The organism is Streptomyces olindensis, from assembly GCF_040645895.1.
In the GTDB taxonomy this organism is placed as follows: domain Bacteria; phylum Actinomycetota; class Actinomycetes; order Streptomycetales; family Streptomycetaceae; genus Streptomyces; species Streptomyces olindensis.
Map to the genome: position 1 here is coordinate 67,047 of NZ_JBEYZD010000020.1, position 13,440 is coordinate 80,486.

The window sequence follows — 13,440 nt, forward strand, 5'->3', positions numbered from 1 at the left end:
GCGCCTGCCGGGTCAGCCGCCCACCCGTGCGCTCGTGCGCAACCGCAGGTCCCGGGACGACGCCCCGATCCACAGGGTGCGCACTCCCGTGCCGAGCACCCAGTCGTGGACCCCGGCGTCCCAGGAGGACAGGGTGCGCGGCTCGACGCGTACGCCGACGCGCCGCTCCTCCCCCGCCCGCAGCGAGAGCCGCCGGTACCCGGCCAGCACGCGTACGGGCTGGTCGAGCGGGAGGTCCGGGGAGGGCCCCGCGTACACCTGCGGCACGTCCACGCCGTCGCGCCGCCCGGTGTTGCGGACCGTGAAGGAGACGTCGAGGCCGTCGCCCGTCCAGCGCGCGTCCGGATCCGCGTAGGTGAAGGACGTGTACGACAGTCCGTGGCCGAAGGGGAACAGCGGCCGCACGTCCTCGGCGTCGTACCAGCGGTGGCCGACGTGGACGCCCTCCGCGTAGGTCTCGGTGCCGTCGACGCCCGGGTAGCGGCGCGGGTCGCCGGCCACCGGGTGGTGGTCGTCGTCGGCCGGGAAGCTCTGGGTGAGGCGGCCGCCGGGGTCGCGGTCCCCGTACAGGACGGCGGCGGTGGCGGCGGCGCCCTCCTGGCCGGGGTAGTACATCTGGAGCACGGCGCCGGTGCGCTCCAGCCACGGCATCGATGTGGCCGACGAGGTGTTGAGGACGACGGTGGTGCGCGGGTTGGCCGCCGTCACGGCCTCGATCAGCCGCTCCTGGTTGCCGGGCAGGGCGATGGTCGTGCGGTCCTGGCCCTCGATGGCGTCCTCGTAGGCGAACAGGACGACGTCCCGGGCGGCGCGGGCGGCCCGTACGGCTTCGGCGACGTCGTCGGCCCGGGTCGCGGTGGTGATGCGGCGCAGCCGGAACAGCGAGCCGGTGTCTCCGCCCCGGGCGGTGATCGTCAGCCGGTGTGCGCCCTTGCTGAGCCTCAGGGCCTTGCGGCGCACGGACAGGCCGTCGTCGGCGTGGGTGAGCAGGCCGCCCGTGAAGTACTCGTTCCAGCCCGGCATCAGCGGGAACAGGTTCTCGCCGTCGAGGAGGACCTCGGGGCGGAGCGGAGGTGTGCCCGAGTAGTGCAGGACGAAGGTCCAGTCCTCGGGGTCCGTGACGGTGAGGGTGCCGTCGTACGTCCAGGTCCGGCCGGGCTCGACGCGCTGCGCCTCGGTGTCGAAGCCGGGGTCGAGCGCGCCGGCGGGGAACGGTTTGCCGAAGACGTCCTCGCCGAGCGCGTGGGTCACCCGTGCGGCGCGGGGCCGGAGGGCGTCCAGGGGGCTGTCGGCGTGCTCGGGCACGACGTGGGCGCTGCCTCCGCCGCCGACCAGGGGGCGGGCGCCGGTCGGCCCGATCACCGCCACGCTTCCGCCGTCGGCCAGGGGCAGGGTGCCGCGCTCGTTGCGCAGGAGGATGGCACCCGCCTCGGCGACCTCGCGTGCGACGGCCGCGCCCGCCCTGGCGTCGCGGTCCGGGCGTCGCGGGGCGGTGCCGTCGAGCAGGCCGAAGCGGTCCATGACGCCCAGGACGCGGCGCACGGCCCGGTCCACGTACGTCGCGGGCACGCCGCCGTCGCGGACGGCCGAGGCGAGCGGCGTGCCGAAGTGGGTGCCGTCGGGCATCTCCATGTCGAGGCCCGCCAGGAGGGCCTCGCGTGTGCTGTGGACGGCGGACCAGTCGCTCATCACCCAGCCGGTGAAGCCCCACCGCTCGCGCAGGACGCCGGTGAGCAGTGCCGCGTTCTCGCAGGCGAAGGTGCCGTTGACCTTGTTGTACGCGCCCATCACCGCACCGGCGCCGGCCGCGACGGCCGCCTCGAAGCCGCGCAGCTCCGTCTCGTGCAGGGTCCGTTCGTCCACGCGCACGTCGACCGACATGCGGTCGTGCTCCTGGTTGTTCAGCGCGAAGTGCTTGACGGTCGCGATGAGTCCCTCGCCCTGGATGCCCTGGATCTCGGCGGCGACCAGGTGGGCGGAGAGCAGCGGGTCCTCGCTGAAGGTCTCGAAGTTGCGCCCGGCGTACGGGGTGCGGATGAGATTGACCATCGGGGACAGCAGTACGTCCTGACCGAGGGCGCGGCCCTCCCGTCCGATGACCTGGCCGTAGCGCCGGGCCAGGTCGGGGTCGAAGGCGGAGGCCAGCAGCACGGGGGCGGGCAGGGCCGTGGCGGGCCGGGTGACGCGGACACCGGCCGGTCCGTCGGCGAGGCGCAGCGGCGGGATGCCGAGGCGTTCCACCCCGGGCACGTGGCCGGCCTGGCCGAGCGGGCTCGGGTCGGTGGCGCCGTGCAGCAGGGAGATCTTCTCGTCGAGGGTGAGACGGGCGAGCAGCGCGTCGACGCGGGCGCCCGGGGCGCCGCCGTCCCGCGCGTGGGCACGGGCCGGCGCGGTGGGACCACCGGTGGCCGCCGCGGCGACGGCGATCGCACCGCCGAGCAGACGCAGGGCGGACCGCCGGGGAAATCGGGGGACGGTGTCGGTCATGGAACGCACTATGGGCCAGGCCGGCTCGGCGCCCCGCCGGACACCACCGGCGGGGCGGGTGAACCTCTCCGCGGGCACGGATGCCGCCTCACCCGGACGGGTGAGCGGGGGCCCGGGCCGGCCCCCACCGCACAGGAGTGCCGGAGGCCGGGCCCCGTCGGGTCACCCCACCGGGACGCCCCGGCACGCCCCGCCCTACGGCACCACAGCCGAGTGCAGTGCCGTCACCGCGTCGGTCAGGGTGGTGGCGGGTGCCGCGCCGAGGACGCCGGTGCCGGATGCGCCCGTGGTGTCGGGGGCCGGTTCCGGCTCCGCCTCGTCGCAGCACCCCACCTGCGCGAACCGCGTCCCGTACCGCTCGTACCGCTCGTACCGCTCGGGCGCGAGATCCTCGGACGTGGTCCGCGGCGGCTCGGGACGCCGCGCGGGCGGGGCGCCGCCGTACGGGTGGCCCTGCTCCCGCCGGTTCTCCCGAGGCGCGTCCTGAGCGCGCTTCTCCCGGGACGGTCCCGTGTCCTCGGGGGCGATCGCCGGTTCCAGCGCCCAGCGTTGGGCGGCGGAGCCGTCGCGCCCGGTGACGATCACGCTCCGGCCCTTGCCGGGAGCGACGGCCAGGCCCTTGCCGGCCCGGGGCAGCAGTTCACCGCGCACGGTCAGGTCGTAGCGCACCACTCCGGCGTGCACCAGGCAGCCGGCCAGGACGACCGAACCCTCGGCCGGGTCGGAGTCGAGGCAGCGGGTGGGGTCGGCGGTGCTGCGCAGCAGGCCGTCGTCCTGGTACGACCACTGCGGTGACCCGGCGGAGCAGGCGGCCAGCATGATGCGGGCGTCGGCGCGGCCCAGGCCGCCCCGGACGTCGAGGCACAGCCCGGCGTCGAGGTTGCGCAGCCGCCCACGGGCCACTTCGGCGGGGCTGCCCGCGGAGGCGGCCGAGGGGGCGTCGGCCGAGGACGGCTCCGCGGGCGTGGCTCCCCCGGCGTCCGGGTCGACCGAATGGCCGCTGACCACTCCCCAGGTCGCCTGGGAGCCGGCCGTGCCGCCCTCCTCGGACCAGCCCCGAGCGGTGAGCAGCGTCGCGAGCAGGACGAGGGAGGTCACCCCGATCGCGGCCGCCAGGGCCTTCGTGTGCCGTTTCGGCGTCCCGGGGCGCCCGCCCGCCGGCAGGGCACGATCCCGCAGGCGATGGCGGCCACCGGCCGCCAGGGCACCCTGGCCCCCGTCGCGGCCCGGCCGTGACGAGAGGTAGCGGCGGGCTCCCCAGCCGAGCACGGTCTCGACGAGCAGGTCCTCCAGACCGCCTTCGAAATGGCTGAGTTGCTCGGCGGCGTGCCGGCAGTAGCGGCACGCCATGAGATGGCGTTGCACATCCGTCAGCAAGGCCCCGCCGCGGCGCATCGGAACGTCCAGCAGGCGGTTGTAGTAGCGGCATTCCCGCGTCGGCGCGAGTTCCCGGTGCGCCCGCACACAGCCCGCCCGGAATTGCTCACGGGCCTGCTCCAGCGCGGCCGCCGCGGTACCCGCGTCCACCCCCAGCAGACCGGCCGGTACGGATATGGGCTCGGCCTCCACCTCCGTGTGCCAGAGCAGGCATTGGGATGCCCCCGGAAGGGTCCGGAATGCGCGCTCGGCGAGGCGCCGCCTTTCGGGTGTCACGGACCGGGCGGCGCGCAGACCGCGGGCGCCGACGGTTTTGCGGAGTTCCGGCAGCACTTGGGAAATGCCGTCGTCGGCCGCCCACTCCCCGACCGTGTCCCGCACGGCCGCCAGCAGACGCGGGCGCAGGGCTCCGCCGCCCGGCAGGGCGAGTTCCCGGCGGAACGCGGCGGCGGCCGCCATCGACGCCGAATCCGCCGATGAGGCCAGACAGATGACGGCGTACTCGTAGACCGGGCGCCAGTGCCGCGCCAGCAACAGCGCGACGGCGCGCGGGCCTTCACCGGGTTCGCCCACCCGGGCGAGGAGATTGCGGTCGGACTCCGCGGGCCGCGCTCCGGGGCGCGGCGGGTACGGCGGGCGTGGGGGGTAGGGGGATTGCACGGAACCATTTCCTTCCAGCCGCAGGACGGCATGCGAATTGCGCGTCCGTCGGAAAGCAGGTGCGTGATTGGTGCATACCTGTGCCGCGTCAGCTGCGGACTTGACTGTGAGGCGGCTCACTTTCGCACATACGACTGACAGGTAACAAGGAGTTCGGATGACGTAAGTTCAAAACGCAGCGAATTCAGATATGTTACCGCCGGTATCCGCACCGGCTTTCGATAACGCCGCCGGTCAGCGCGTCGAGTTGTGTGCGCGCAAGGGCGAGTGGTCCACGAAATCTCCCCCTCCCACAGCCCTCTCCCAGGCGCCTCTCGGCGCGCTCTCATCTCCGCGCGCCAGCATGAGCCGCATGAGTGCCCCCCACCCTTCCGACTCTTCCGCACCCGCCGTCCCCGCTCGCCGCGTCCGCAAGGCGGTCGTCCCGGCCGCCGGTCTCGGCACCCGCTTCCTGCCGGCCACGAAGGCCACCCCCAAGGAGATGCTGCCGGTCGTCGACAAGCCGGCCATCCAGTACGTCGTCGAGGAGGCGGCGGCCGCGGGACTCGACGACGTCCTGATGGTCACCGGCCGGCACAAACGGGCCATCGAGGACCACTTCGACCACGCCTTCGAACTGGAACAGGCCCTCGCGACGAAGGGCGACACCGTGCGGCTGGACGCGGTGCGCGACCCGGCGCGGCTGGCGAGCATCCACCACATCCGGCAGGGCGACCCGCTCGGTCTCGGCCACGCCGTGCTGTGCGCCCGCCGGCACGTCGGCGACGAGCCCTTCGCGGTCCTCCTCGGCGACGACCTGATCGACCCGCGCGAGACACTGCTGAGCCGCATGCTCGACGTCCGCGACGGCCGGGGCGGCAGCGTGGTCGCGTTGATGGAGGTCCCGCCGGAGCAGATCCACCTCTACGGCTGCGCCGCCGTCGAGCCGGCCGGCGAGGAGGACGTCGTCCGCGTCACCGGCTTGGTGGAGAAACCGTCCCCGCACAGCGCGCCCAGCCGCTACGCCGTCATCGGGCGCTACGTCCTCGACCCGGACGTCTTCGGCGTCCTGGAACGCACACCCCCGGGCCGGGGCGGCGAGATCCAGCTGACCGACGCCCTCCAGGACCTGGCCGCGGACGGCGCGGTGCACGGGGTCGTCTTCACCGGGCAGCGCTACGACACCGGAGACAAGGCCGACTATCTGCGCACGGTGGTCCGGCTGGCCTGCGAACGGCCCGATCTGGGGCCGGAGTTCACGGCCTGGCTCAAGGAATTCGCCGCCGGGCTGGACGAGACACGGCCCGCCCGGCGGGACAACGCGGCCTGAGACGCGACAAGCCCCGGCAGCCGGCCGGGGCTCCGCGTCCGCGACAGCGGATCAGCCGTTGGGGCGCAGGGTCCACACCACCGTCATCTCGCCGGTCACGGCACCGTCGGCGCGCTGGATGGCGACGGCCACCGGGAACTCCGGCCGCTCACCGGCGTCCAGTTCCGCGACGACCTCGGCGGCCGGGCGACCGAGGGTGGCGGTGGCGGTGACGGCGCCCATCGCCAGCTTCTTGTAGGCGATCTCGGCGCTGACCGCGAGCGGCACGGCACGCGAGAGCTGGTCCCCGAACGCGGCCAGCACGATCGCCCCGCTCGCGGACTCGCCGAGCGTGAACATCGCACCGGCGTGCGGGCCGCCCACGTGGTTGTGGTACTCGCTCTGGTCCGGCAGCGACACCACGGCCCGCTCCGGCGTGGTCTCGAGGAACTCGAGGTTCAGGGTCCGGGCCATGGGCACCGTGGCGGCGAGCATCTCGCCGATGGACATCTGGTCTGCGCTCATGGCCGCATGTTACTCACGAGTAGAGAGGGCTGACCAGGCCCGTGTGACGACCGCCGCACCGGCCCGCCGCGCACCGGTCCGCTCCCGGCCGTCCCCCGTGTTGCTACCTCCCCGTCCACGGGCGGTGACCGAATCGTGTCCGAGGCGCGGCTAGGGTTGCTGCCCATGTGGCCAGGACAGCAGCCGCCCGGGGGCGAGCAGAACCCGCAAGCGAACAACCCGTACCAGCAGCCGGGGTACCAGCAGCCGAATCCGTATCAGCAGCCGGGGTACCAGCAGCCCAACCCCTATGGGCAGCAACCGCCGCAGCCGCAGTGGGGCGCCCCCGCGCCGGCCGGCGCGCCGCAGCCCCCGCAGGGCGGAGGCGGCGGCAACCGGACGAAGCTGGTCGCGATCGTCGCCGCCACGGCGGTGGTCGTGGCGGCCGGTGTCACGGGCTTCCTGGTGCTGGGCGGGGACAAGGACGACAGCGCGGACGGCGGCAGCAGGAACGGCAAGGCGTCGGCGACTCCCTCGGCCCCGGAGCCGAGCGCGCCCGCCACGGGCGACAACCCGCGTGGCGGCGAGGAGGAGCAGCCCACGGTCAAGGGCTGGAAGGTCGTCGTCAACCCCAAGTGGGGCACGGCCTTCGACGTCCCGGCGGACTGGGAGGTGGCGTCCCCGAAGTCGTCGGTCTTCTTCGAGGACGAGAAGTCCGACGACGGCAAGCCGCTCATCCTCATGTCGGCACCGGCGTTCTACAAGTCCAAGTGGTGCACGAGCGACGACGACAAGGATGGCAGGACCGAGACCGAGGCCCTGGCCGGCGCGGGCACCAAGGGGGCCGACGGAGCCAAGAACACCGACGAGGTCGCGGTCAACCAGGTTGCCTGGTGGGTGTACGGCGGTTACACGCAGCCGGACAAGAAGAGCGTCAAGACCGACGAGAAGGCCAAGCCCTACACCACCGCCTCGGGCGTGAAGGGCAGTGTCGCCTGGGCCTGGTCGGAGAACACGCCCGACAAGGGCAAGTGCGCGAGCGACGGCAAGGCGGTGACCTTCGGCTTCAAGAACTCGGCCGGTGACTTCGTCGCGTGGAGCTTCTTCGGCGCCAAGGGCGTCAAGGAGGAAGTGCCCAAGGAGACCATCCTGAAGATCCTCAGCACGGTCCGGCTGCACGGGGAGCCGACCGGCGGCTGACCCGGAAGGCGGCCGGCCGCTGACCCGGAAGGCGGCCGCGGCCGGTCGAAATGGTTTGGCAGGACGGGGCCTCGGCGGCGATAGTCGGCCGGTGACGTCCCCCACCGCCTCCTCCCGGAGCCCCCGCAGACCCGCCTGGGCGGGCCGCAACTACTCCCTGCTGACCGCCGCCGCGGTCGTGACCAGCCTGGGCAGCCAGGGCGCCCTGGTCGCGTCGGCGTTCGCCGTGCTCGAGACGGGCGGTGACGGCGGCGACGTCGGCCTGGTGGCGGCGGCGCGGACGCTCCCGCTGGTGCTCTTCCTGCTGATCGGCGGGGCGGTGGCGGACCGGCTGCCCCGGCACCACGTGATGGTCGCGGCCAACGTCCTGAACTGCCTCTCGCAGGCCGCCTTCGCCCTCCTCGTGCTGGCCGGGGAACCCCTGCTGTGGCAGATGATGCTGCTCTCCGCTCTCGGCGGCACCGGACAGGCATTCTTCGGCCCGGCCGCCGAGGGCATGCTGATGTCCTCGGTCGAGGGCGAGCAGGCGGGCCGCGCGTTCGCGGTGTTCCGGATGGCGATGCAGGGCGCGGCCCTGGGCGGTGCCGCGCTCGGTGGTGCCCTGGTCGCCGCGTTCGGCCCCGGCTGGGTGCTCGCCGCTGACGCGGCGGCCTTCGCGGTCGCCGGGGCGCTGCGGGCCTTCCTCGACGTCGGCCACATCCCGCCCCGGGCGCCGGGCGGCGGTCTGCTCGCCGATCTGCGGGACGGCTGGCGCGAGTTCGCCGGCCGCCCGTGGCTGTGGGGCATCGTCGTCCAGTTCTCCATCGCCAACGCGGTGGTCGCCGCCGCGGACGCGGTGTACGGCCCGCTCGTGGCCCGCGACCACCTCGGCGGCGCGGGCCCCTGGGGTCTCGCCCTGGGCGCGTTCGGGGCGGGCACGGTCGCCGGGGCCGTGCTGATGACCCGCTGGAAGCCCCGCCGCCTGCTCTTCGCCGGCACCCTCTGCGTGTTCCCGCTGGCCCTGCCCTCGGCCGCACTGGCCGTCCCGGTGCCGATCGGCGTCCTGTGCGCGGTGATGTTCCTGGCGGGTGCGACGGTCGAGGTGTTCGGCGTCTCCTGGATGACGGCCCTGCACCAGGAGATCCCCGAGGCCAAGCTCTCCCGCGTCTCGGCCTACGACTGGTTCGGCTCCGTGGCGTTCGTGCCCCTCGCCACGGCGGCGGCCGGCCCGGCGGAGGACGTCTTCGGCCGTACGGCGGCCCTGTGGGGCTGTGCCGGACTGGTGGTCCTGGTCACGGCGGCCGTGCTGTGCGTCCCGGACGTGCGCAATCTGCGGCGCAGGACCACCCCGGTGGCGAAGGGCGTCGCCGAGCGCCCCTCAGCCGATGCCGAACGCCCCGTCGGGGGGCTCGGGTGAGGGCACGGCGTCCTCGTCCCGCACCGCCCGCGCGCCACCGGTGAACTCCCGCAGCGCGGCACCGTGTTCGACCCGGGCCGGGAAGGCGTCGGCGGCGGTGAGCCGGACCAGCGCGGCGATGTCGACGGGCCGGTGCCCGGCGACGAGCACGGCGTTGCCGAACCGCCGCCCCCGCAGCACCCCCGGCTCGGCGATCAGCGCGAGCTCCTCGAAGGCGGTGGCCAGCGTGGCGAGCTGGGACCGCAGGAAGCCGAACGGCGCCGCGTCGGGCAGATTGGCGAGGTAGACCCCGCTCTCCCGCAGCACCCGCGCGGCTTCCCGCACATAGGCGACGGACGTGAGGTGCGCCGGGACCCGGGAGCCGCCGAACACATCGGCGACGATCACGTCGGCCGAGTCCCCGGCGGCGTCCTCCAGCCACCTCCGCGCGTCCGCCGCGTGCAGCGCGACCCGGGCCCCCTCGGGCAGCGGCAGATGCCCGGCCACCAGCTCCAGCAGCCCCCGGTCGGCCTCCACGACCTCCTGCCGGGACCCCGGCCGCGTCACGGCCACGTACCGGGGCAGGGTGAGCGCCCCGCCCCCGAGATGCACCACGTCCAGCGCGACCCCCGGCTCCGCCAGCACGTCCAGCACGTGCCCGAGCCGCCGCGCGTACTCGAACTCCAGATGCGTGGGATCGTCCAGGTCGACGTACGACTGCGGCGCCCCGTCGACGGTGAGCAGCCAGGCGCGTTCCCGGTCGATGTCGGGCATCAGCTTGGCGGTGCCGTGATCGACGACGCGGGTCACGGGGATGGGCTCGCTCACTTCTCCATTGTGCGGTAGGGCGACGCCCCGGAGGGGCGCGGGGAACTGCGCGACCGGCCACAGACGGCCCGCAGTCCCCCACGCGACGAACCACGCTCACACGACGGCGGTCACGGTCCCCGCCCCCACGGTCCTGCCACCCTCACGGATGGCGAACCCGAGCCCCGCCTCCAGCGGCACGTCCCGCCCCAGCTCCACGGTCATGACGACGGTGTCCCCGGGCCGCGCGACAGCGGCCTCCCCGAGGTCGACGACCCCCACCACATCCGCCGTACGGATGTAGAACTGCGGCCGGTACCCGGTGGAGACGGCCGTCGTACGACCGCCCTCACGCGCGGAGAGCACGTACACCTGCGCGGTGAAGCGACGACTGGGCACGACGCTCCCCGGCGCGGCCACCACGTGCCCCCGCCGGACGGCGTCCCGGGGAACGCCCCGCAGCAGCAACGCCACGTTGTCCCCGGCCTGCGCCTCCTCCATCGGCTTGCCGAAGGTCTCAAGACCCGTGACCACCGTCTCGACGCAGGCCCCGAGCACCTCGACCTTGTCCCCGACCCGCACCACGCCCCGCTCCACCGCGCCGGTGACCACGGTCCCCCGTCCGGTGATGGTCAGCACGTTCTCCACCGGCAGCAGGAACGGCGCGTCCAGATACCGCTCCGGCATCGGCACGTACGTGTCCACCGCGTCGAGCAGCGCCTCGACCGACGCCGTCCACCGCGGGTCCCCCTCCAGCGCCTTCAGCCCGGAGACGCGCACGACGGGTACGGAGTCGCCGCCGTAGCCGTGCGCGGTGAGCAGGTCGCGCACCTCCAGCTCGACCAGGTCGGTCAGCTCCTCGTCGCCCGCGTCGGCCTTGTTGAGGGCGACCACGATGTGGTCGACGCCCACCTGCCGGGCGAGCAGGACGTGTTCGGCGGTCTGCGGCATGATCCCGTCGAGCGCGGAGACGACGAGGATCGCCCCGTCCAGCTGCGCGGCGCCGGTGACCATGTTCTTGACGTAGTCGGCATGGCCCGGCATGTCGACGTGCGCGTAGTGCCGGGTGTCGGTCTCGTACTCGACGTGCGCGATGTTGATGGTGATGCCCCGGGCCGCCTCCTCGGGCGCCCGGTCGATCCGGTCGAACGGCACGAACGCGCCGGTGCCGCGGTCGGCGAGGACCTTGGTGATGGCGGCGGTCAGGGTGGTCTTGCCGTGGTCGACATGACCCATCGTGCCGATGTTGAGGTGCGGTTTCGTACGGACATAGGCCGTCTTGGACATGGCTGTACCTCGAAGCGTCTGGTGGCGAAGAAGAAGTGGGACCCCGAGGAACTGCCCGACCCTCCCCTTGCGGGGTCCGCCGGACGAACCGGAGAGGGTCAGCTTCGGGCGCCGTCCGCGACGGCCGTGAGAACGACGACGGCAGCCTTCGGGGCATCCGTGACCACGGATGCTGCGAGGGCGAAGGCGTGCCGGAACATGACGTCGATCATTGCCGACGCTTTACCCGGCGTCGAATGGTTTTCGTCCGGCCTGCGTACAAGCCTGCGGCCGGGTTCCTGTGACGCTCGTGAGACGAACCATACGGCGATCACACACATTTGTCGGTTAGTGTCACCGGATGCTCGATGCCACCACCCGCTCTGGGGGCACCGCCACGGCCTCTCCCCGGGCCGCCACCGCGGAGCTCGCCGTCGCCGCTTCCCCGGCAACGACCGCCTCGCCCGTTCCACCCACCGGTTTCACCGCCCGCTGCACGAGAGTTCTGCTCTCCCCGTGGTCGCGGCTGTCGCTGCTCGTCGCCCTGCTCGCCGCGGGCGCGTGCGGCGTGCTGCTGTTCGAGCCGCAGCGGCTGCTGACCCAGGGCTGGCCGCCGCAGCTCGGTGGAGCCGCGGCGGCGGCGGTGTTCGCGGTGGCGTACGGCGTGTGCACGGTGGCGTTCGTGCCGAGGCCGCTGCTGAATCTGGCGGCGGGTGCGCTGTTCGGTTCACAGGTGGGCCTCGGCGTCAGTCTGGCCGGCACGGTGCTCGGCGCCGGGATCGCCTTCTGCCTGGGCCGGGCGCTGGGCCAGGAGGCCCTGCGGCCGCTGCTGCGCGGGCGCTGGCTGAAGGCCGCGGACGGTCAGCTCAGCCGGCACGGCTTCCGCTCGATGCTGGCGGTGCGGCTGTTCCCCGGGGTGCCGTTCTGGGCCGCGAACTACTGCGCTGCCGTCTCCCGCATGGGCCTGCTGCCCTTCCTGCTGGCCACCGGCCTCGGTTCGATCCCGAACACCGCTGCCTACGTGGTCGCCGGCGCCCGTGCCTCGACGCCGACGTCACCGGCCTTCCTGATCGCCCTGGCCTGCATCGCCCTGCCGGCGCTGGCGGGCGTGGTGGTGGCCTGGCGCAAGCGGCACCGGCTGCGCGGGCTCTGACGAACCGTTACATCCGTCCCTCGCCCCCGAGCCGATACGCCCGCCCCTCGCTCCCCCTCGCTCACGAACCGTGACGTCCGCCCCCGCTCACACCCGTTCCAGGACCATGGCGTTGGCGAGCCCGCCGGCCTCGCACATGGTCTGGAGCGCGTACCGGGCGCCCCGTTCCCGCATGGCGTGCACGAGCGTCGTCGTCAGCCGGGTGCCGCTCGCGCCCAGCGGATGGCCGAGGGCGATGGCGCCGCCGTGCACGTTGACCCGGCCGAGGTCGGCGCCGGTCTCCTGCTGCCAGGCCAGGACGACGCTGGAGAACGCCTCGTTGACCTCGAACAGGTCGATGTCGTCGAGGGTCAGTGACGCCCGGCGCAGCACCTTCTCGGTCGCCGGGACGACACCCGTGAGCATCAGCAGCGGGTCGGAGCCGGTGACGGCGAAGCTGTGCAGCCGGGCGAGCGGGCGCAGGCCGAGCCGGGCCGCCGTCTCGCTCGACGTGATGAGCACCGCCGAGGCGCCGTCGTTGATCGGGCTGGCGTTGCCGGGCGTGACGTTCCACTCGATCTGCGGGAAGCGCTCGGCGAAGGCGGGGTCGTAGTAGGCGGGCTTGAGCCCGGCGAGGACCTCCGTGGTGCTGCCCGGGCGGACGCACTCGTCGCGCGTGACGCCCTCCAGGGGCGCGACCTCGGCGTCGAAGTGCCCCGCCTCCCAGGCCGCGGCGGCTTTGTGGTGCGAGGAGACCGCGAAGGCGTCCATCCGCTCGCGGCCGATCGACCACTTGGCGGCGATCAACTCGGCACTGACGCCCTGCGGAACGAGCCCCTCCGGGTAGCGCCCGGCCACCCCGGGCCCGAAGGGGTCCTTGCCTTCCGGGACGTTCGACCACATCGGCACCCGGCTCATCGACTCCACTCCACAGGCCACGACGAGGTCGTACGCGCCCGAGAGGACGCCCTGGGCCGCGAAGTGCACGGCCTGCTGGGAGGAGCCGCACTGGCGGTCCACGGTGGTCGCGGGCACCGACTCCGGGAAGCCCGCGGACAGGACGGCGTAGCGGGTGGTGTTCATGGCCTGCTCGCCGACCTGGTCGACGGTGCCGCCGATGACGTCGTCGATCAGCGCCGGGTCGACGCCGGAGCGCTCGACCAGCGTGCGCAGGGTGTGGGCGAGCAGCTCCACGGGGTGGACGTGCGCGAGGGCGCCGCCCGGCTTGCCCTTGCCGATCGGGGTGCGTACGGCTTCGACGATCACTGCGTCACGCATGTGCGGGCCTCCACGACTACTGGTGAGTAGGAAATCCGAACTCACGGTATCCCGCAGAGTTGGAAA

Annotated in this window: 10 protein-coding genes; 4 read left to right on the plus strand and 6 right to left on the minus strand. The window is 73.6% G+C overall.

Translation table 11 applies throughout. The features are described from left to right. Window positions 1-12: 12 nt before the first annotated feature. Both ABZ948_RS15465 and ABZ948_RS15470 read right to left on the minus strand, forming a co-directional pair. Window positions 13-2,487, minus strand: a complete 2,475-nt coding sequence (locus tag ABZ948_RS15465; protein WP_359759738.1) for a beta-glucosidase family protein — start codon at window positions 2,485-2,487, stop codon at window positions 13-15. A 195-nt stretch (window positions 2,488-2,682) separates the two neighbouring features. Then, entirely contained in the window at window positions 2,683-4,524 is a 1,842-nt protein-coding gene (locus ABZ948_RS15470) for an RICIN domain-containing protein (protein ID WP_359759740.1), read from the minus strand. A 352-nt stretch (window positions 4,525-4,876) separates the two neighbouring features. Between ABZ948_RS15470 and galU the strand changes: the two genes are divergently transcribed. Next, window positions 4,877-5,833: a UTP--glucose-1-phosphate uridylyltransferase GalU gene (galU, locus tag ABZ948_RS15475; protein ID WP_359759742.1), complete on the plus strand. Its 957-nt coding sequence runs from the start codon at window positions 4,877-4,879 to the stop codon at window positions 5,831-5,833. 51 nt (window positions 5,834-5,884) lie between these two features. Here the strand turns inward: galU and ABZ948_RS15480 are convergent, their stop codons facing one another. Continuing rightward, window positions 5,885-6,337, minus strand: coding sequence for a DUF4442 domain-containing protein (locus tag ABZ948_RS15480; RefSeq protein ID WP_232840413.1), 453 nt, complete (start codon window positions 6,335-6,337; stop codon window positions 5,885-5,887). Between the two features lie 165 nt (window positions 6,338-6,502). On the opposite strand from ABZ948_RS15480, the gene ABZ948_RS15485 reads away from it, so the two are divergent. Beyond that, on the plus strand, window positions 6,503-7,516 hold the full coding sequence (locus tag ABZ948_RS15485) for a DUF8017 domain-containing protein (protein WP_359759745.1): 1,014 nt from the start codon (window positions 6,503-6,505) through the stop codon (window positions 7,514-7,516). A 91-nt stretch (window positions 7,517-7,607) separates the two neighbouring features. Next, window positions 7,608-8,912, plus strand: a complete 1,305-nt coding sequence (locus ABZ948_RS15490; RefSeq protein ID WP_359759746.1) for an MFS transporter — start codon at window positions 7,608-7,610, stop codon at window positions 8,910-8,912. On the opposite strand, the gene ABZ948_RS15495 is transcribed toward ABZ948_RS15490, so the two are convergent. Together ABZ948_RS15495 and tuf are read right to left on the minus strand one after the other, a co-directional pair. Next, window positions 8,874-9,719 (minus strand): spermidine synthase, encoded by an 846-nt coding sequence (locus ABZ948_RS15495; protein WP_359759748.1) that lies wholly within the window; start codon window positions 9,717-9,719, stop codon window positions 8,874-8,876. The genes ABZ948_RS15490 and ABZ948_RS15495 overlap by 39 nt on opposite strands. Window positions 9,720-9,815: 96 nt before the next feature. Beyond that, window positions 9,816-10,985, minus strand: a complete 1,170-nt coding sequence (gene tuf, locus ABZ948_RS15500; RefSeq protein ID WP_359759750.1) for an elongation factor Tu — start codon at window positions 10,983-10,985, stop codon at window positions 9,816-9,818. A gap of 340 nt (window positions 10,986-11,325) precedes the next feature. On the opposite strand from tuf, the gene ABZ948_RS15505 reads away from it, so the two are divergent. Continuing rightward, window positions 11,326-12,117, plus strand: coding sequence for a TVP38/TMEM64 family protein (locus ABZ948_RS15505; RefSeq protein ID WP_359759752.1), 792 nt, complete (start codon window positions 11,326-11,328; stop codon window positions 12,115-12,117). Between the two features lie 87 nt (window positions 12,118-12,204). On the opposite strand, the gene ABZ948_RS15510 is transcribed toward ABZ948_RS15505, so the two are convergent. After that, window positions 12,205-13,374, minus strand: coding sequence for a thiolase family protein (locus ABZ948_RS15510; RefSeq protein WP_359759754.1), 1,170 nt, complete (start codon window positions 13,372-13,374; stop codon window positions 12,205-12,207). Between the last annotated feature and the right edge of the window lie 66 nt (window positions 13,375-13,440).

Excerpts from the sequence above, each read along its gene's own strand:
- ABZ948_RS15510 (WP_359759754.1), bottom strand. The coding sequence starts at position 13,374 with ATGCGTGACGCAGTGATCGTCGAAGCCGTACGCACCCCGATCGGCAAG.
- tuf (WP_359759750.1), bottom strand. The coding sequence starts at position 10,985 with ATGTCCAAGACGGCCTATGTCCGTACGAAACCGCACCTCAACATCGGC.
- ABZ948_RS15485 (WP_359759745.1), top strand. The coding sequence starts at position 6,503 with ATGTGGCCAGGACAGCAGCCGCCCGGGGGCGAGCAGAACCCGCAAGCG.
- galU (WP_359759742.1), top strand. The coding sequence starts at position 4,877 with ATGAGTGCCCCCCACCCTTCCGACTCTTCCGCACCCGCCGTCCCCGCT.
- ABZ948_RS15465 (WP_359759738.1), bottom strand. The coding sequence starts at position 2,487 with ATGACCGACACCGTCCCCCGATTTCCCCGGCGGTCCGCCCTGCGTCTG.
- ABZ948_RS15480 (WP_232840413.1), bottom strand. The coding sequence starts at position 6,337 with ATGAGCGCAGACCAGATGTCCATCGGCGAGATGCTCGCCGCCACGGTG.
- ABZ948_RS15505 (WP_359759752.1), top strand. The coding sequence starts at position 11,326 with ATGCTCGATGCCACCACCCGCTCTGGGGGCACCGCCACGGCCTCTCCC.